This is a genomic window from Streptomyces sp. NBC_01237, from assembly GCF_035917275.1.
Lineage (GTDB): Bacteria > Actinomycetota > Actinomycetes > Streptomycetales > Streptomycetaceae > Streptomyces.
Window position 1 is genome coordinate 6,070,134 of sequence record NZ_CP108508.1, and the last position, 18,520, is coordinate 6,088,653.

The following is an 18,520-nucleotide window of genomic DNA, read 5'->3' on the forward strand; positions in this document are numbered from 1 at the left end:
CCAAGAAAGGGGTAAACCACGGGCCGACCGGAGAGACCGCGGGCAAGTACATGGTGGCGCATACGGGGGAAGGCGGCAGATATGGAACCAGTACCGGGGTCCGGCCACACGGCGGAGGGGGGGCGGGGCGGCCTTCGCGGTCCGAATATTCAGGACAACACCGTCAGCGGCGACGCCACCCTCAGCGGTCCCGTCGTCCAGGCCCACGGCATCCACGGCGGAGTCCACTTCCACACCGCGCCCGAGCCGGCCGTCGCGACGGCACGTCAACTGCTGCCCGCGCCCCCGTACTTCCTCGGCCGCGAGAGCGAACTCGGCTCGCTGCGCGAGATGACGGGCCGATTACCGACCGCGCCCCTGCTCGCGGTGATCAGCGGACCCGCCGGGGTGGGGAAGACCGCGCTCGCGTCCAGCTGGCTGCGCGGCATGGGCGAACAGTTCCCCGACGGGCAGTTCTACGCGGACCTGCGCGGCCACTCCGCGACGGGCAGCCCCGCCCCGCCCGCGGAGATACTCGCGCAGTTCCTGCGGGCCCTGGGCCTCACGCAGGTACCGCAGGGGCTCGGCGAACTGGCCGCCCTGTGGCGTACCCGTACCGCGGGCCGCCGGATCGCCGTGATGCTGGACAACGCGGTGAGCGCGGGCCAGGTGCGCCCCCTGCTGCCGGGCACCGAGGGCAGCCTCGTCGCCGTCACCAGCAGGTTCCGGCTCGCCGGACTGGCGGTGGACGGCGCGGTGTTCCAGCAGCTGGGAGTGCTGGACACCGAGGACACCGTGGAGCTGCTGAGCCGCAGAATCGGTTCCGACCGGGTCAGCCGTGAGCCCGAGGCGGCCCGTGAGGTGGCGGCGCTGTGCGCGGGCCTTCCGCTGGCGGTGTGCGTCGCGGCGGCCCGGATGGCCGTACGCCCCCGGCAGCCGCTCGCCGCGATGGCGCTCGCCCTGGGCGGGGACGGCGGCCTGGACACCCTCAAGGTCGAGGGGGAGCCCGCGGTGCGGGCCGCGCTGGACGCCTCGTACCGGCTCCTTGAGCCTGATCTCGCTCTGGGATACCGGCAGTTGGGCATTATCCCGGTGTCCGTGTTCAGCGTCCGCGTCGCCGCCGCGGCGTGCGGGGCCGACCCGGTGGAGGCGGACCGGATCGTCGACGCGCTGGCCGAGGTGAACCTGCTGGAGGACCTCGGCCCGGACCCCGTCACGGGACTGGACCGCTTCCGGTTCCACGACCTCGTCCGCGCGCACGCCGGGGCACTCGCCGAGGCGGACGAGAGCCCCGAGGACCGGCGGCGGACGGTGCGCCGCGTCGTGGACCTGTATCTGCGCACCGCCACGGCCGCCGAGGCCCTGCTGTCGCCCAGCCACCGCACCCTGCGCCGGGACTACGCCTGCGACCGGGAGCAGCCGCCGCCCTTCGGCGACGCGACCGGCGCGCTGGAGTGGCTGGACGCGGAACGGACCCATCTGATGGCGGTGTTGAGGAGAGCGGCCGGCCTCGGCTGGGACGCCGCGGTGTGGCAGCTCGCCGATGCCATGTGGCCGCTCTTCCTCCGGCTGCGCCCGTACGACCTCTGGATCGAGGCGCACGAAGCGGGTCTGGCCGCCGCCCGGCGGGCCGGTGATCCGCAGGGGGAGAGCCGGATGCTCACCTCGGGCGGGACCGGGCTGCGCAACGTGGGCCGTCACGACGACGCCGTCGCCTGGTTCACGCGGGCCGCCGAGGCCGCCCTGCGAGATCAGGACTCCGTCGCCGAGGCCCAGGCCCTGCACGGTGTGGGCCAGTCCCACCGGCTGGCCGGGCGGCTCACCGAAGCCCGGTCCTTCTTCGTCCGGGCCCTCGCACTGCGTGAGGCGGCCGGCTACCGGCGCGGCGCCGCCCTGACCGAACTGTGCCTAGGTGACGTGGAGTTGGCGGAGGGCCGCCCCGAGCGGGCGATCGGCCCGCTGTCGCGCGCCCGCGCCGTACTCCTCGATGTGCGGGACGCGTACGATGCCGCCCGCGCACTCGCCCACCTGGCCCGCGCCCACGCGGGGGCGGGCGACTTCGCGCTCGCCGCCGAGGAACTGGGCCGGGCGCTGGGCGAGTTCGAGGCAACGGGCTCCGTGCACTGGCAGGGCCGGGTGCTGGAGATGCTCGGGGAGACGGCGGCCGAGCGCGGGGAGGGCGCGGAGGCCAGGGGCTGGTACGAGCAGTCCCTGGCCCGTTACGCATCCGTCAGCGCGGACGATGTCCGGCGTCTGGAGGACCGCCTGGGAGAAGCGGCCCGCTGACACGGTCACCGGAACGCTCCGGGGCCTCGTCGATCAGCCGCGCGTACAGCTCGGCGGCGAGCCGGGCGGTGCCCCGTCCCGGACGTACGCGGCCGGGCGCGTACACCCGCACGCTCGGCCGGCCGTCGAGCCAGGAGGCCGTCGTGCAGCCGCCGTCGGTGCGGCTCACGACGGTCAGCAGACAGCCGGGGTAGCGCACCAGCGCCTGCCGGGCGACCCGTGCGGCCTCACGGGCCGGGCGGGGCCTCCCGCCGCGCAGGACGTCGGCGCACTGCCGCCAGCTCTCGCCGGCCGGACCGTCGAGGTCGACGCACAGGGGCCTGCCGTCCTCGCCGCCGTTCGCGGTGGTGTCGCCGGTCATGCGGAGATCTCCGTTCCGTCGGCTCCCCAGGGGTCCGCCGAAGGGGCGGGATCCAGCGGTGCGGGGAGCGGCAGCGGCCGGGTGGCCGGGGCGAAGGCGGGCTGGCCGAGGCCGAGCATGCGGTACAGCACCCCGCGCATCCGCTGATTGAACTGTCCGGGCTCGGACGAGATCCGGGCGGCGATCCGTGCGTACTCCGCGGCCGGGTACTCGGCGTCCGCGTAGGCGAGTTGCTCGGTGACCGGATGCGCGGGGGAGAGCGCCGGGGCGGTCCTGGCCAGTTCCGCCCCCGGCGACAGCGGGTTGACGTCCGCCTCGGGGAACCGGGCCAGCAGGATGCGCGCCCGGGTCATGGTGGCGTACAGCGTCACGGAGCCGTGGTCGCCGATGAGCCAGTCCGAGGCGATCAGCGCGGCGCGCCAGTCCGCCTCCGGCGGCACGATCGCGATCCCGCGCCGCCGGAACGCCTCCAGCCACGCGTGTACCTGCCAACGCCCGTGCCCGGACCAGACGTTGGGGTGGACCAGCAGCGCGATCCGGTACTCCTCGCGCGGCAGTTCGGCCAGCAGCCGGGGCAGCAGGGCGTCCAGCCGGTTGAACGAGGAGCCGGTCCCCCAGGTGGAGGAGACCAGCAGGAGCCGCTGTCCCGGCCTCAGTCCCATCGCCCTGCGGTAGTGCTCCCGCAGCGGCAGGCTGGCCGCCAGGCGGTCGTGGCTGGCGTCGCCGACCACCTCCGCCGCCGGCAGCGCCTCCGGGCACCACCTCCCCAGCTCCGCGAGATCCTCGCGGTGCGCCAGGACGATGGACCTCGGGACCACCCTGCCGTCCCGCATCAAGTACTTCCTGCCCAGGCCGCCGACGGTCCGGGGCGCCCCGTCCGGGCCGTCGGCCGCCCGCGACAGCTTCATGTGGCCGATGCCGTGGGGCAGCCGGATCAGTGGGGCGCGCACCTGCTCCATGCCCTGCGAGCCGGCGGCGAGCGCGAGATCGAACTCGGTCCGGACCGCCTCCTCCCAGGGGATCACGGTGGTCCCCCCGGCAGGCAGCGAACGGACGGCGCCGCCGTTGAACGCGTGCGGCGCGATGGTGAAGGCCACCTGGATCCGCAGGTCGGATTCCACGAGCGGCAGCAGATCCCGCAGCCGCTGCCCGTACACCTCGGTGTGGACGACCATCAGCACCTTCCGGCAGCCGGTGAGGGTCACCCACTGGCCGGGATCGCGGTGTTCGCGCGGCGTCGGCCGCAGCGGTCGCACGGGCGGGCAGGAGCGGGCGGGTACGAGGCCGACGGGCCTCTCCACAGCAGACATCGATTTCCCCCGTCTTGGAGTCGAACGTAGCCGTGACCGGTGGCTGCCCCGCCCGGTGCTCCGCAGGCTTGCCCGGCGCTTGCCGGAACCTTGCTGCGCTCACATTGTTCTACTAACATGCGAACAACGGAGGTTTTCATGACACGTAAGAACCTTGGCCGCATCACCCTTGCCGCCCTTCCCTTTCTGCTCGCGTCGACCGTCGACCTGATCCTGTTCGCCGTCCTCGCCGACCGGCTGCCCGACCGGCTGGCATCCCACTTCGACGCCACCGGCGATGCCGACGGCCATATCGGCCGGACCTGGTTCGTCCTCAACATCGTGCTGGTGTTCGGCGTGCTCGGCGTCCTGTGGACCTGGACGGTGGCCAGGGGCACGTTCTACGACCGGGCCCATGACTGGGCCGTCGCCGGCGGGTACGCCATGGCCGCGTTCTTCGGCTATCTGTTCGCCGCGGTGCTGTTCATCAACGTGGACGTCGCCGACGGAGCCCCGGGCGACGGGTTTCCGTGGTGGCAGCTGGCCGCGACCCTCGGGGCCGGGGTCCTCGGCGGTGGGCTCGGACTGCTGATCGCCCGGCTGGTGCCGGCGCCGCGGGACCCGCGAACGGGCCGGGACCCGCGGTCCGGTGAGCGGATCGCGCTCGCCGACGGGGAGGTCGCGGGCTGGGCGCGCACGACCGGCTCCTGGTGGCTGCCGCTGTCCACCCTCGCGCTGTTCGCCGCGGCGGTCGTCCTCCTGTTCGCCGCCGGATGGCTCGCCGCGCTCCCGCTGCTGGTCCTCGGCCTGCTGGTGCTGACCTTCTCCCGGCCCTGTGTCACCGTGGACCGGCGCGGCCTCACCGTCTCCGGGCTGCTGCCCTGGCCGCGCGTCCGGGTGCCGCTGGAGCGGATCGAGTCGGCCGGCAGTCAGGAGATCAACGCCGTTGCCGAGTACGGCGGATGGGGCTACCGCATCCGTCCCGGCCGGAGCGGGGTCATCATCCGCTCGGGAGAGGCCATCGTGGCCAGGCTGGCGAGCGGCCGTGACTTCGCCGTCACCGTCGAGGACTCGGCGACCGGCGCGGCACTCCTGAACACCCTCGCCGACCGGCACCGGGCGGGGCGCTGACCATGCTCTTCCGGGTCGACCCCACGTCCACCGTGCCGCTCGGCGACCAGATCGCCGCATCGGTCCGGCGCGCCGTCGCCGACGGCGCGGTGACCCCGGGCGAACGCCTGCCCGCCGCCCGGGTGCTCGCCGAATCGCTCGGCGTCAACGTCCATACGGTGCTCCGCGGATACCAGCGGCTGCGGGAGGAAGGGCTGATCGAACTGCGCCGTGGCCGTGGCGCGGTGGTCACCGGGGGAGCCTCGCCGCACCGGGCCCGGCTGCTGGAGCGCGTACGCGAAGTGGTCGCGGACGCACGTGAGCTGGGGATGACGGAGGAGGAACTGCTGACACTCGTCCGTGGCGAACTGGGCGGGCCGGCGAAACCCTGATCCGCGAAGTCCTGATCCGGCACGGTCGGCTCCGACACGGTCGGCTCCGGCACGTGCCGGTCGGTGCGTCCCGGTCCGGTACGTGCCGGAGGCCCGCCCGGCCGTGCACGTACCACCCACAAGGGGCCGCTCCGGTGACGGAGCGGCCCCTTGTGGCATGGGGGAACCGGCGGCCGGACCCCGGGATGACGGTCCGGCCGGCGGCTGGTGCGTGTGGGTCAGGAGGTGGCGCGGCCCAGCGCGGCCGCGAACCCGTTCTGCCACAGGGAGTTCACCCGAGACTTCTCGTTGGCGTTCGGGTAGGGGTTGGTGCAGGACGTGCCGGGGCCGCCGCCGGACATCAGCTCGCTGCACGGCCCGGAGTAGTGGTCCGGAAGGCCGAGCACGTGCCCGGTCTCGTGTGCCGTGACCCGGGTCGAGTTGTACTGCTGGTTCTGCGCGTAGTCGAGGAAGATGTACCCGTTGCCGTGGCCATCGGTGCTCGCGTACGAACCGCGCGAGTCATTGCCCTCGTAGTACGTGAAGTCCGCGTTGGAACCCTGCTGGAGCTTGACGTTGGAGACGGAGCTGTTCCAGATCTGCGCGCTGCTGGCTATCTGGCTGCTGAAGCTCGGGGCGTTGGCGGCGTTGTAGATGACCGTGACCGCCTGGGTGCCCGGGTTGGCGGCGCGCTTCTCGGCGACGGACTTCACGACCGCGTCGAAGAACGCCCGGTTCGCGGCGGCGTTCTCGCTCGACCCGGTGTACGCGGCGATGCTCGCCTGAGTGCCGGTGGCGGAGGGGGCGACGGGCGCCGGGGCGGCGGCGATCGCGGGGGCGGTGCCCAGCGCGGCGACGATCCCGAAACCGATGCCGGCGACGGCCGACGCGAAGACTGTCCTGGGGTGTCTCATGGGGGGTTTCTCCTGCCTGTCCGATGAACCCGTGCCGCGGGGGTGTCCGGTGAGCGGACTCGGTACGGGTGCGGTACGGGGAGAGTGTGGGGGCGCACAGGTCCCGGGCGGATGATGTCAACCGGCGATAGCGCGGCCCTATCGCCCACCCGCCGCCGTTCTGCCGCGCGCCCCCCACCCGCCGTGTCACGCGCACGCTCCCGCTGTGTCACGCGCACCGGAACAGCACGGCATCGGCACGTTTACCTCGCCCCAACACCCGCTGAATTGACGCCCTTTGGTGGGGTTGTGCCGTCTGGTGCCCGGAGTGCGGGCCGCCATAGTCTCGGCGCCATGGAGCTTGAGGTGAGACACCTCAGGGCGCTCTGCGCCATCGCCGAGACGGGAAGCCTGCATCAAGCGGCCCGGCGCCTCGGCGTCAGCCAGCCCTCCCTGACCACCCAGCTGAAGCGGATCGAGAACACCCTCGGGGCCGAGTTGTTCCAGCGCGAACGGACCGGCTGTCGCCCGACCCTGCTGGGCCGCGCCGTCCTCAGCCGGGCCCGGCCCCTCGTCGACGGCATGAGCGCCCTGGTCAGCGACGCGCTGGCGGAGGCGGAGGCGGCCCGTCCGCACGGCCCGCGGCTGCGCATCGGATCCACCGCGAGCCGGGTGCTCGGCGGCTGGCTGCGCAGGCTGCGGGTCCGGCTGCCCGGCACCGACATCACGCTGCGGGTCGACGTCTCGGCCCACGCGCTGCTGCGCACCGTCGAGGCGGGCCGCCTCGACGTGGCCTTCGTGCACGAGGTGGAGGGCAGTCCGCTCTCGATCCCGGACGGTCTGTCGCAGCGCGTACTCCTGGACCGCGAACCGCAGTTCATCTCGCTCTCCCGCGACCATCCGGCGGCCGGCCGGCCAGTGGTGGACCTCGGGGACCTGGCCGGTGACCGATGGATGGTCGATCCGTCGGTGGACGGCGAGTGGGACGGCGTACGCCGGGTGCTCGGCGCCGCCGGACTCGACCCGCCCGTGCTGCACGGCGACTACCTCACCGCCGCCTCGCTGGTCGTGCTCGGCGAGGCGGTCGCTCCCTGCCAGCCCACCTCGGGGCCGCGCGAGGACATGGCGATCCGCCCGTTGCGCGACGACCCGCTCGCCGTACGGCTGCTGCTGGTCTCGCGGCCCGGGGCCGACATGGGCGCGGTGTACGGGGAGTTGGAGGCCGCCTACATGGAGGCCGCCCGGCAGGCGGCCGGATACCACGAGTGGCTGCTGCGCCACCGCAGCCCGCTGGCGCGCACGCCCTGACGCGGGGGCGGCGGGGCAGGGGTGCCAGGTTCCCGGTTCCGCTGACAGCGTGCTGGTGTTCCCGGCGGGGCGCCCGGCGGGCAGAGTCACCACCATGAGGCTTCTGATGCTGGGCGGTACGGAATTCGTCGGACGGGCCGTCACCGAGGCGGCGGGGGAACGGGGCTGGGAGGTCACCGTCCTCCACCGCGGCCACCACGCGCCACCGGCGGGCGTGACCGCGCTGACCGGCGACCGGACGCGCGGCGCGGACGGCCTGGCCGCCCTGGCCGAGGGCACCTGGGACCTGGTCGTGGACACCTGGAGCGGCGCGCCGTCGGCCGTCCGGGACGCCGCCCGGCTGCTGTCCGGGAGAGCCGGGCACTACACCTACATCTCCAGCCGCTCCGTGTACGCGTACCCGGCCCCGGCGGGTCTCGGCGAGGACGGTCCGCCGGTGTCCGGCGCCAGTCCCGACGCGGGTGACGACGTCCCGTACGCCCTGGCCAAGCGCGGCGGCGAGCTGGCCGCCCTCGACGCCTTCGGCGACCGCGCCCTCCTGGCCCGCGCGGGCCTGATCATCGGCCCCGGCGAGAACATCGGCCGGCTGCCCTGGTGGCTCGGACGGATCGCCCGCGGCGGACCGGTGATCGCCCCCGGCCCCCGGGACACGGCCCTCCAGTACGTCGACGCCCGCGACCTCGCGACCTGGGTCCTGGACGCGGCGGAACGCGGCCTCGACGGCGCGTACAACACCGTCAGCCGCCCCGGCCACACCACGATGGGGGAGCTGCTGGACTCCTGTGTGCGGGTCACGGGCTCCACGGCCGAGCTGCGCTGGACCGCTCCCGAAACGCTGCTCGCGGCGGGCGTCGAACCCTGGAGCGACCTGCCGCTCTGGCTGCCCGCCGGTGAGCTCTACGACACCTTGTACCGGGGCGGGCACACCAAGGCGTACGACGCGGGGCTGCGCTGCCGGCCGGTCGGGGAGACGGTCGCCGACACCTGGGCCTGGCTGTGCGAGCGCGGTGGCAGCGCTCCGCAGCGCCCGGACCGGCCCCGGGTCGGCCTCGATCCGACGACCGAGGCGAAGCTGCTGGCAGGCTGAGCCACCGGCGTACCGGCGTACCGGCGTTCGGCGCAGCCATGGCCCCTATGGGCCCATGAACCCGGTACCTGCGGCGTGGCTTCCGGATGATTTGTCATCAGAGATGCATATTGCGCGGCATGGGAGAACAGGCGCACAGGCGCGGTGAGGGAACCGAGGCGGCGATGGCTGCGGCCACTGGGACACGTGTTCCCCGGGTCAGCCCTTAACGTGGTCCGATGACCGAACTGCTGTTGCATCTCGCCGAAGAACCCCTCTGGGAGGCGGCGCGCGGGAAGGGGACGTACGAGATGTCCACCCGCGGCCGCACCCTCCAGCAGGAAGGCTTCATCCACTGCTCGCTGCCCCACCAGCTGGCCGGTGTGGCCCGGATGCTCTACGGGGCGGACGACCGGAGCCTGGTGGTCCTGGTCATCGACCCCGCCCGGCTCACCGCCCCCGTGCGGTACGAGGCCGTGGCGCCGGGCGGCGAGGAGTTCCCGCATCTGTACGGACCGCTTCCGGTGGACGCCGTCGTGGACGTGCGGCCCTGGCAACGAGAGGAAGACGAATTCCAGTGATCGGCCCCCTCACCGCGGTGACCGGAGCGAGCGGCGCGGTCGGCGGACGGGTCGCCCGGCGGCTCGCCCGCACCGGCGTCCCCGTCCGGCTGCTCGGCCGCGACCCGTCCCGGCTGCCGGACCTGCCCGGCGCGGTCCACGCGCCCGCCGCCCCCTACGGCGACGCGGAAGCGATGCGCCGCGCCCTGGACGGGGCACACACCCTCTTCCTGGTCTCCGCGCACGAAAGCCCCGACCGGGTGCGCCAGCACACCACGGCGGTGGACGCGGCCGTCGCCGTGGGCGTCGAACGGATCGTGTACGTGTCGTTCCTCGGCGCCGCGCCGGACGCCACGTTCACCTTCGCCCGCGACCACTGGCACACCGAGGCACACACCCGGACCAGCGGGCTGCGCCACACCTTCCTGCGCGACAGCTGGTATCTCGCCGGGCTCCCGGCGATGACCGGGGCCGACGGCATCCTGCGCGGGCCGGGCGGCGACGGCAGGGTCGCGGCCGTCGCGCACGAGGACATCGCGGATGCCGCGACCGCCGTACTGCTCGACGAGGGCACCGTCCACGACGGCCGGGTGTACGACCTCACCGGGCCCGAGGCGTTCACGCTGGCCGAAGCGGCGGAGGTGCTCGGCCGCTTCGCCGGACGGCCCGTCCGCTACGTCCCCGAGACCCGTGAGGAGGCCTACGCCTCCCGTGCCGGGTACGGGGCCGAGGACTGGGAGGTGGCCGGCTGGGTCACCTCCTACGAGGCCATCGCGACGGGCGAGATGGCGGCCGTCTCGGACGCCGTGCCGGCCCTCACCGGGCACCCCGCCCAGAGCCTCGCCACCTATCTGGAGGAGCACCCGGACAGCTACCGTCACCTGCTCGCCGGTGGCTGAGGGAGCGCGGGCCCCAAGAACCGGGGTGTGAGGGACCGGGGCGCGGAGGACCGGGGCGCGACGGGGCCGGGCGCGACGGGGCCGGAGTCCGGCGGCGCGGGGTCAGCGCCACGGGATATGGCGCCAGGGACTGCCCTCGCTCTCCGTCAGAAGACGGTGGGCAAGGACGTTCTGCCCGTAGAACGGGCCGTACTCCTCCCCGTCGAAGCGCAGCACCCTGCCCAGCGCGTACGCCGCCGAGAACTCCTCCCACGAGCGGTAGGCGGACTTGCTCAGCGCGCCGGCGTACACGATCGCCTGCTCCGCCTCGGCCTGGGTGCAGTACCGGGCCGACAGCCCCCAGCGGGCGAGGTTCACGGCACGCCCGTAGTCGTACGCGACCGTGGTGCGGACCCTGCCGTCCGGGGGCAGCAGGCCGTCCGCGCGGAACCGGGCCTCGTACCGGATGATCCGCCGCACCAGTTCCTCGATGCCCCGGACGTCATCGGGGTCCGCGCCGATGTCCTGGGCATGCCCGGCGGCGGTCTCGCGCCAGAGATCGGCGGAGGGCGGCTCGCCGTACACGGCCCGCAGCTGTTCGCGGGCGCGGAGGGCGAAGTCCGGTTCCGGCGGGCTGTTGCGGGCGTCGAGCAGGGCGTTCAACTGCTCCTGCCAGCCCGCGTGATCGGTGATTCCCCAGGACTCGCGGAGCTGGGCGCGCTCCTGGGTGTACGCGCGGTAGACCGTGCCGATCTCGTTCCACGGCACCCCGTTGCCGATCGCCAGATGCACCCCGCAGGCCAGCCCGTAGGCGAGCGGCCCGTGCAGCGCGCCGTGCCGCAGGGCGAGCAGCCTGCCCCCGTCCGGGCGGTCGTTCTCCGCGTAGTGGCGCAGCCACATCGCCCGGTGCGGGGGTGTGGTGGGCAGCAGGAGCTGGGCCGGTGTACCGACGTTGACCCCCAGCAGTTCCCGCGGGTCCGGCCAGTCGAACTCGGCGATCCACCGCAGCGAAACCCCGCGGAACACCCAGTCCGGATGCCAGGGGGGCAGCATCCCGCGGGTGAGCACCGGCATGCAGACGAACCCCGCGGGGTCGCGGTGCGGGCGCCAGGTGATCGTCCGGGGATCGGCGTCGACCGCGGCCTTCGGCGCCGGGATGTACAGCTCCGCCCCTGCCAGGACCCGTAGTTGGGCCGCCACGTCACCGCGCAGCCCGGCTTCGTGGAGCAGTTGTTCGGTCTCGGACGGCGGTGACCAGGGTGCCGGGTGCGGGGCCTGCGGGTGCGGGTTCATGACCAAGGGATGTTCCGGTAGGGGCTCATGGGGTCCTGGGTGAGGATGCGGTGCTGGGCGAGCGATTCCTGGACCGTGAGCCCCGCACCCTCGTCCCCGTCGAAGTGGATCAGCCGGGTCAGGCAGTAGCCGAGCGAGAAGTCCGCCCACGAGCCGTACGCCCGGCGGGCCAGTTCGCCGATCCGCAGGACGGCCTGCTCGGCCTCGTGCGGCTCGCAGTAACGGGCCCCCAGCGCGAGGCGCACGACGTTGACCGCCCGCCCGTGGTCGAACGCGGCCAGGGTGTCGACCCGCCCGTCCGGCGCGAGGAGGCCCTCGGCCCGGAACAGGGCCTCGTACCGCTCGATGAGCCGCAGCGAACGCGCCGCCTCGGCGAGATCCTCCGGGTCCGCGCGGTGTGCGGCCGGTGGACCGGTGACGGCATCGGACCACTCCTCGTGCGAGGGAGTCCGGCCGAGCCGGGTGACGAGAGCGGACCGGGTCCGCAGGACTCCCTCGGGGACCCGCCCGGCCAACCGGGTCCTCATCAGGGAGTCGAGTGTGTCCCGGTAGTCGGCGCGGTGGTGGACACCCCAGGGACTGCGCAGCCGCGCCTTGTCCGTCGGGTAGTCGTCGTAGACGGCGCCGAGACCGTTCCAGACGAGGCCGTTGTGTACGGCGAGATGGGCACCGAGGGCCAGCCCGTGCGCGAGCGGCCCGTGCAGCGGCCCGCCGCTGTGCGTGAGCAGGCGACCGGCCCGCGGCCCGCCCGACCGCGCGTCGGCTTTGAGCCAGGCCCGGTGGTGCCGGGTCCGGGCCTCGACGACGGCGGCGTACGGCGTGCCGTGGTTGACCGCCAGCCACCGGCGGTCCTGCGGCCAGGCGAGGGCGAGTTCGGAGAGCCGGGTCCGGCGGAACACCCACTCCGGATGCCAGGGCGGCAGCATGCCCGGGGTCAGGACAGGGACACAGGTGCGGCCGGACGCGGGGTCGTGGAACGAGGGGAGCGGGGCGGTGAAGCCGGGGGTGTCGGCGTGCAGCCGGGGGACCAGCACATAGAGCCGGGTACGGGAGAGCACGTCCAGGACCGCGTCCGCGCTGCCGTGCGCCGTGGCCTCGTACAGCTGTCGCTCGATGTCCGTCGGCGGAGGGCTGCCGGTCCCGGTGTCCCCTCCCGTCGGCCCGACGGCACCGCTGTACGCGTGCGGCCCTGGCCCCGCCCCTGTCTCCGCCCCGGTCCCCGTGGTCACGGGCCGATCCTACGAAACGGGTGCCGGACGGCGGCGCGGGGCACTCGGTATACGGCGGGCGCGGCTCGGTGGTCCGGCTCCGGCGCCCCGGTCAGGCGGCACGGCTCTCCCAGCCGGGGTCCGTGTCCGGGTGCGCCGTCGGGTGCGCGTCCGCCGGGTGGGTCTCCGTCGGCTGCGTCTCCGCCGGACGGGCGTCCGGATGCGCGTCCGCCCAGTCGGGCAGTCCGGTGGGCACGGGCGCGGTGATGGCTCCGGACGCGAGGGCCTTCGCCACCGCGTCGAGCCGGGAGACGGCGTCCAACTTCCGGAACGCCGCGTGCAGATGGCGCTTGACGGTGCCGGTCGTGATCCCGAGGCTGCTGGCGATCTGCTGGTTGGTCATGGCGGCGGCGGCGCACCGCACCACCTGTAACTCGCGCGGCGAGAGCGGGGCGGGCTCCCGGCCGAGGGCGGAGTCCTCCTCGGAGCCGGGCGCGAGCGCGCGTTCGGCGGTGTGCGGTGCGAGCGCGCGTACGGCGGCGACCAGCGCGTCCCGGCCCGCGTCGTGCGGCAGACAGGCATGGGCCCCGGCGGCCCGGAGCGCGGCGCGGTCGACCGCGCCGTAGGGCGGCGCCGCCAGCACCGAGGCCGCGGGGACCGTACGGCGCAGGGCCCGCACGGTGCGGACCGCGGCCCCCGGCGTCTGCAACGGCTCCAGGACGACGACATGGGGCCGCAGCCGGAGGGCCACCCGCTCGGTCTCCTGCGCGTCGGAGGTCAGCCCGAGGACGGCGAGGTCCTTCTGTGCGTGGAGCAGGCCGGCGAGAGCCTCCCGGAGCAGTGGGTGCTCGCCTGCGACGATGATGCGGACTGGGGGCATGGTCACCTTCCACTGGTCGAGCGGTACGGGACAGCCCTCAGAGGGACTTCACGGCCCTGGCGACGGTAACAAACGGCATTGCGCGACTGTCAATGCCGTACAGCGCATTGAATGCGTAAATTCTGGCGCGATAAAAAGAATGGGCCGCCTTTTTGGCCGAAATGAATCGGCGGGTGCGGGGTGGGCGTTTATCTCAGTTTTAACAGCAGAGAAACCGGACCGTTCAATTCTGTTCGCGGGGTGCGTCACCACGGGACGGGGCCGAAATTTCCGACGAAGCCGCCCGTGGGACTCCCGGCTCCCGCCGTCGCCGTCCGCACGATGACCTCGGCGCCCTCCTCGACCGTCAGGACACCCGTGTGGCCGTTCAGGTCGGTGGCCGTCCAGCCGGGGTCCACCGCGTTGAAGCGGATCGCGGGGTAGGTCAGCGCGTACTGCGCGGTGAGCATGTTCAGCGCGGCCTTGGAGGAGTTGTAGCCGAGGCTCGGGTAGTAGACGGGCAGGAGGGGGCGGTAACGCTCGGGCGCGGCGGCGATCGCGAGGGAGCCGAGTCCGCTGCTGACGTTCACCACGGCCGGGGACTCGCCTGCCTCCAGCAGCGGCAGGAACGCCTGGGTCACCCGTACGACCCCGAGGACATTGGTCTCGTAGACCGCGAGGACGTCGTCGGCCGTCATCTCGCCGGGTTCCTTGAGGGGACCCGTGATGCCCGCGTTGTTCACCAGGACGTCGAGGCACCCGCTCCGCTCGCGGACGGCGGCCGCGGCGGCCCGTACCGTGTCGTCGCGGGTCACGTCGAGGAGCACGGCGTGCGCGCCGATGGCGGCGGCGGCCTCCCGCCCGCAGTCGAGGTCCCGCGCGCCCAGATGGACGGTGTGACCCGCTTCGACCAGGCGCCGGGCCGTCTCCAGCCCCAGCCCCCTGGTGGCACCGGTGATGAGTGTCGACGTCATGGTCACGCCCTCCCGGAGGAGCCGTCTGCGCCGATGGTGACGGCGACGTCGTCGGCCGGTGGTTGCGTGGCGTAGGCGGCAAGGAACGTGTCGACCGCCGCCCGCGCCACGGTGCGCAGTTCACCGTCCGGTACCCGTCGGGTGCCGAGCCGTGAACGCATCTCCATCGGTCCCAGGAGCAGGGCGAGGAACTGCTCCGCCGCCAGGTCCGGGTCGCGGTTCCGCAGCCGTGCGGAGAGCGTGAGGCGCGCCAGCCGGTCCGCGAGGGTGTCCTTGACGCGCTGTGCCCCCTCGCGCTGTACGACGTCGAGCAGTTCGGGAAACCTGGTGGCCTCGGCGTGCATGAGCCGGCGCAGCGCCCATGACTCCTCGGTGGAGTGCGAGCGCAGGAGCCGGTGGCCCGTGAGCTCCAGTGCGGCGCGTACGCCGTCCCCCGGCTCGCGCAGTCCTTCGAGCGCCGCGAGGTGGTGGGCGACCGTGCGGGCGGCGACGGTCTCCATCGACTCGCGGAACAGGGACTCCTTGTCGCGGAGGTGGTTGTAGATGGTGGGTTTGGCGACGCCCGCCTCGGCCGCGATCTCCTGCACGCAGGACTGCCCGTATCCCTCGCGGGCGAAGACCCGGAAGGCGGCGTCGAGGATGGCCCTCCGCTTGTCGATGCGTCCGCGTGAGGTGTCTCGCCGTGGCGCGGGAGATGTTCTGGGTTCAGTCACCCCTCCATCGTACCGTCGGAACTCGAAAATTGAACCGACAAGTACAACTTCCTGGGCGTCCTGGTTGCGTGGCTACGACGGCGACCGTTATGTTGAACCGACCGGTTCAAGCGATGTTCCATGTCATTCCCGATGGAGTTGCGACTATGTCCAAAGCGCAGGATGGCCGCCTGGATCCCAGGCTGCTGCAACTGATCGGCGTGGTCCTGCTGGGCGGGATCATGGGGATCCTCGACAGCACCATGGTCGCCGTCGCGGCCGACACGCTCTCCCAGGAGTTCAAGACCTCGCTGACGTCGATCAGCTGGGCCTCGACCGCCTATCTGCTCACGCTGACCGTCACCATCCCGGTCACCAGCTGGGCGATCGGCCGGTTCGGCGTCAAGCGGCTGTGGCTGTTCGGGCTGGTGCTGTTCCTGGTCGGTTCGCTGGCCTCCGCACTCGCCTGGAACCTGGGCAGTCTGATCGTCTTCCGGATCGTGCAGGGCTTCGGCTCCGGCGTGCTCGATCCGCTCGTCCTGGTGATCCTGGCCCGCGCGGCGGGTCCGAGCAGGGCCGGACGTGTCATGGGCATGATGGGAGTGGTGCTGTCGCTCGGCCCGGTCCTCGGCCCCGTGCTCGGCGGGGTGGTGCTCGAATCCCTCGACTGGCGCTGGATGTTCTACATCAACCTGCCGATCGGGATCGTGGCCTTCCTGCTCGCGATGCGGGTCATCCCGGCCGACCCGGCCGGCGCACGGTCCGACACCCGGCTGGACGTCACCGGCTTCGCGCTGATGGCCCCCGGCTTCGCCGCCATGGTGCTCGGCCTGACGCAGGCGGGCGAACACGCCGGATTCACGGCGCCGTCCGTGATCGTCCCGCTGTCCATCGGCGTCGTCCTGCTCACCGGTTACGTACTCCACGCGCTGCGCGCCCGGCGCGTCCCGCCGCTGATCGACGTCCGGCTGTTCAGCAGCCGCAGCTTCGCCGCGAGCGTCACCGTCCAGGGGCTCGTCGGACTCGCCACCTACGCCGGTCTGTTCGCGCTGCCCCTCTACTACCAGCTGCTGCACGGGCACGGTGCCCGTGCCGCCGGGCTGCTGGTGGCGCCGCTGGGCCTGGGCTCCGCACTCGCCATGCCGCTCGCGGGACGCCTCAGCGACCGGATGGGAGCCCGCAGCCTCGCCCAGGGCGGCGCGGTCATCGCGGCGCTCGGCGCCTTCGCGCTCACCCGCATCGGCGGCGACAGCGGTGAACTGTGGTCGGCGCTGGGCGCCTTCGCGATCGGCCTCGGCCTGGGCGCCGTCGGCGCGCCCACCATGGGGGCGCTCTACCGGACGCTGCCCCCGGAGAAGGTGCCCCAGGGCAGCTCGGTGCTCTACAACCTCAACCAGCTCGGTGGAGCGCTCGGCGTCGCCCTCGTCACCCTGATCCTCGCGACGGCGGGGGCGGACAACGGGAATCAGGCCGACGCGGTCAGCGGATTCCACAGCGTCTACTGGTTCGTGACCGCGGTCTGTGCGGTCATCCTGATCGCCACGCCGCTGCTGCCCGGCAGGCCCGAGGCCGCGCCCGCCGCGGCGGCGGAGCCCGAGGGAACCCCCGCGAAGGAGCCCGTCGGCGGCGCGTGACAGAGGCGCGGAGACGGTCGGCGGTCCTTCCGGAAGCGCCCGGCCGGTCCGGAAGGGGTCTTCCGGAAGCCGCCCGGCCGGTCCGGCCCGCGAAGACGCGGACCGGACCGGCCCGGTCCCGTTCTCAGGAGGAGGACAGCGCCTCCGGACTGCGGGGCGGATCGTCGGCCGGGGGCGGGGGCGCGCCCCCGCCCCCGGCCGGGGCCACGAGGACATGGCCGTCGCGGCGGACCGGGGCACGGCGCCGCTGGCGGGCCGCCGTCCAGCGCACGACGGGTTGTTCCACCACGGTGTGCAGCAGCCACGCCAGTACCAGGGAGACCACGAAGGCGGCCAGGATCACCGCGACGGCCACCGGCGCCGGCAGGCTCTCCCCGGCGCCGAGCAGCCGGTGGCCGTACAGCAGGACGAGGCCGTGCACCATGTAGAAGCCGAAGGAGACCTCACCCAGCCACACCGGAACGCGGGCTGCCGGGCCGCTGCCGCGCGGGGGCCCCGCCAGATCGGCCTGGGTCACGGCCGCCACGAGCAGCGCCAGCGGAACGGCCGGCAGGGCCACCAGGCTGAAGAGATACGGCACCTGGCAGGCCAGCCAGTACGAGGCCAGCACCAGAGCGGCCGCCGGGAGGACCCGGACCCGGACCAGCAGCCCCTCGCGGACGATGCGGGCGACCAGGATGCCGAGGACGAACTCCAGGACCCGGGTCGAGGGCAGGACGTACACGAACCAGAACCGCGTGACACCGACCGTTCCGTCCGGCATCGCCGCCTGCGGCCCGTCCGGCAGCAGCTGGGCCAGCAGCGGTACGCACCAGATGGCCACGGCGGTCGCCGCGGCGCATCCCCACAGGTACGCGGGCCCGATGCGTGACAGGAAGCGCCACAGCAGCGGGAACGACAGATAGAACAGCAGCTCGCACGCCAGGGACCAGCTCACCGGGTTGCCGCTGAGGAAGATCTCGATCCTGGGGTACCAGGCGTGGACGAGCAGCAGATTGGGCACCGCGCCCGGCAGCGCGAGCGCACCGCTCACCCCCGCGGCGGCGGTGAGGGCTATGACGGCCGTGACGAGATGGTTCGGATAGATCTTGGCCAGGCGCCGTTGCCAGAATCTGCGGGCGGTGTCGTCCGGGCGGGCCGTCCACGCGAGCACGAAGCCGCTGAGCACGAAGAAGAACGAGACACCGATCCATCCCGCCTTCTGGAAGAGGGCCGCGAATCCGTCCTGGATTCCGGCGTCGGAGAAGAACCCCTCGACGGACGCGTGAAAGGCGAAGACCAGCGCGGCGGCGATGAATCGCAGCCCCGTCAGCTTTTCCAGCCGTGCCGTCCGGGGCGTCACGCCGGTTCCTGCTAAAAGCGTCATGGGACATCCTTGTGAGGTATTCCGGGTCGCCGACGGGACCGCGGAGTGAATGGCTGCTGCGCCGGGGAATCGCGCTGATGCGGAGAGGGCCGCGTGACCGGGAATCGGGGTGTTCCCGGGTGTGCGAGCGGTTCCGGCCGGCCTGAGGGCTGCCACGTAATCCCTGGCCGGCGCGCTGATTTCCCGCAGGGCGCACGGAAGTGGGCCGAGTGTCGCAGCCGGTGTTCAAAGAACGGTAAACACGCCGTTCGGCGACGGCGTTTTTCGGCCCGGAAGCATTCGGTCCGCGGCTGTCGACGGCTTTGGACGGACTTTGGCCGTTCCTTGGTCGGGTGCTGCGACGCTCATCGGGAACCCACGCCCCGACCGGATCCCGTGCGGGGCGGGGCACCC

17 protein-coding genes are annotated in these 18,520 nt (G+C 73.1%); 8 read left to right on the plus strand and 9 right to left on the minus strand.

Going from position 1 to position 18,520, the window contains the following annotated elements; all coding sequences use genetic code 11:
• Nucleotides 1–81 precede the first annotated feature (81 nt).
• Entirely contained in the window at nucleotides 82–2,265 is a 2,184-nt protein-coding gene (locus OG251_RS27185) for a tetratricopeptide repeat protein (RefSeq protein WP_326679586.1), read from the plus strand.
• Here the strand turns inward: OG251_RS27185 and OG251_RS27190 are convergent.
• Together OG251_RS27190 and OG251_RS27195 are read right to left on the minus strand one after the other, a co-directional pair.
• Nucleotides 2,210–2,626 carry a hypothetical protein gene (locus OG251_RS27190; RefSeq protein WP_326679587.1) on the minus strand — a complete coding sequence of 139 codons (417 nt, stop codon included), beginning with the start codon at nucleotides 2,624–2,626 and terminating at the stop codon, nucleotides 2,210–2,212. The two genes, OG251_RS27185 and OG251_RS27190, sit on opposite strands and share 56 nt — an antisense overlap.
• The gene (locus OG251_RS27195; protein WP_326679588.1) at nucleotides 2,623–3,936 is read right to left on the minus strand and encodes a hypothetical protein; all 1,314 of its coding nucleotides are present in this window, start codon (nucleotides 3,934–3,936) and stop codon (nucleotides 2,623–2,625) included. The genes OG251_RS27190 and OG251_RS27195 overlap by 4 nt, the downstream gene beginning before the upstream one ends.
• Nucleotides 3,937–4,074: 138 nt before the next feature.
• On the opposite strand from OG251_RS27195, the gene OG251_RS27200 reads away from it, so the two are divergent.
• The gene (locus OG251_RS27200) at nucleotides 4,075–5,046 is read left to right on the plus strand and encodes a DUF1648 domain-containing protein (protein WP_326679589.1); all 972 of its coding nucleotides are present in this window, start codon (nucleotides 4,075–4,077) and stop codon (nucleotides 5,044–5,046) included.
• 2 nt (nucleotides 5,047–5,048) lie between these two features.
• Nucleotides 5,049–5,417, plus strand: a complete 369-nt coding sequence (locus tag OG251_RS27205) for a GntR family transcriptional regulator (protein WP_073717891.1) — start codon at nucleotides 5,049–5,051, stop codon at nucleotides 5,415–5,417.
• 218 nt (nucleotides 5,418–5,635) lie between these two features.
• Here the strand turns inward: OG251_RS27205 and snpA are convergent, their stop codons facing one another.
• Nucleotides 5,636–6,310, minus strand: coding sequence for a snapalysin (gene snpA, locus OG251_RS27210; protein ID WP_326679590.1), 675 nt, complete (start codon nucleotides 6,308–6,310; stop codon nucleotides 5,636–5,638).
• Nucleotides 6,311–6,643: 333 nt separating this feature from the next.
• Here snpA and OG251_RS27215 point away from each other — a divergent pair, with 333 nt between their 5' ends.
• From OG251_RS27215 to OG251_RS27230, 4 genes are all read left to right on the plus strand, one after another.
• A complete protein-coding gene (locus OG251_RS27215; RefSeq protein WP_326679591.1) occupies nucleotides 6,644–7,597 on the plus strand; it encodes a LysR family transcriptional regulator in 954 nt (317 codons plus the stop codon).
• Nucleotides 7,598–7,691: 94 nt separating this feature from the next.
• On the plus strand, nucleotides 7,692–8,684 hold the full coding sequence (locus OG251_RS27220; RefSeq protein WP_326679592.1) for an NAD-dependent epimerase/dehydratase family protein: 993 nt from the start codon (nucleotides 7,692–7,694) through the stop codon (nucleotides 8,682–8,684).
• Between the two features lie 218 nt (nucleotides 8,685–8,902).
• Nucleotides 8,903–9,244 carry a DUF952 domain-containing protein gene (locus tag OG251_RS27225; RefSeq protein WP_326679593.1) on the plus strand — a complete coding sequence of 114 codons (342 nt, stop codon included), beginning with the start codon at nucleotides 8,903–8,905 and terminating at the stop codon, nucleotides 9,242–9,244.
• Nucleotides 9,241–10,122, plus strand: a complete 882-nt coding sequence (locus tag OG251_RS27230; RefSeq protein WP_326679594.1) for an SDR family oxidoreductase — start codon at nucleotides 9,241–9,243, stop codon at nucleotides 10,120–10,122. Before OG251_RS27225 ends, OG251_RS27230 begins: the two co-directional genes overlap by 4 nt.
• A 102-nt stretch (nucleotides 10,123–10,224) precedes the next feature.
• Here OG251_RS27230 and OG251_RS27235 read toward each other — a convergent pair whose 3' ends face one another.
• The 5 genes from OG251_RS27235 to OG251_RS27255 all read right to left on the minus strand — a co-directional run bounded on the left by OG251_RS27235 (nucleotide 10,225) and on the right by OG251_RS27255 (nucleotide 15,148).
• Nucleotides 10,225–11,394: a DUF1266 domain-containing protein gene (locus OG251_RS27235; protein ID WP_326679595.1), complete on the minus strand. Its 1,170-nt coding sequence runs from the start codon at nucleotides 11,392–11,394 to the stop codon at nucleotides 10,225–10,227.
• Nucleotides 11,391–12,509, minus strand: coding sequence for a DUF1266 domain-containing protein (locus OG251_RS27240; protein ID WP_326681431.1), 1,119 nt, complete (start codon nucleotides 12,507–12,509; stop codon nucleotides 11,391–11,393). Before OG251_RS27240 ends, OG251_RS27235 begins: the two co-directional genes overlap by 4 nt.
• A 205-nt stretch (nucleotides 12,510–12,714) precedes the next feature.
• A complete protein-coding gene (locus OG251_RS27245) occupies nucleotides 12,715–13,482 on the minus strand; it encodes a response regulator transcription factor (protein WP_326679596.1) in 768 nt (255 codons plus the stop codon).
• A 245-nt stretch (nucleotides 13,483–13,727) separates the two neighbouring features.
• Entirely contained in the window at nucleotides 13,728–14,435 is a 708-nt protein-coding gene (locus OG251_RS27250; protein WP_326679597.1) for an SDR family NAD(P)-dependent oxidoreductase, read from the minus strand.
• Nucleotides 14,436–14,437: 2 nt separating this feature from the next.
• Nucleotides 14,438–15,148 carry a TetR/AcrR family transcriptional regulator gene (locus OG251_RS27255; RefSeq protein WP_326679598.1) on the minus strand — a complete coding sequence of 237 codons (711 nt, stop codon included), beginning with the start codon at nucleotides 15,146–15,148 and terminating at the stop codon, nucleotides 14,438–14,440.
• Nucleotides 15,149–15,294: 146 nt separating this feature from the next.
• On the opposite strand from OG251_RS27255, the gene OG251_RS27260 reads away from it, so the two are divergent.
• Nucleotides 15,295–16,761, plus strand: coding sequence for a DHA2 family efflux MFS transporter permease subunit (locus OG251_RS27260; protein ID WP_326679599.1), 1,467 nt, complete (start codon nucleotides 15,295–15,297; stop codon nucleotides 16,759–16,761).
• Between the two features lie 124 nt (nucleotides 16,762–16,885).
• On the opposite strand, the gene OG251_RS27265 is transcribed toward OG251_RS27260, so the two are convergent.
• Nucleotides 16,886–18,127, minus strand: a complete 1,242-nt coding sequence (locus OG251_RS27265) for an acyltransferase family protein (protein WP_326679600.1) — start codon at nucleotides 18,125–18,127, stop codon at nucleotides 16,886–16,888.
• Nucleotides 18,128–18,520: the final 393 nt, after the last annotated feature.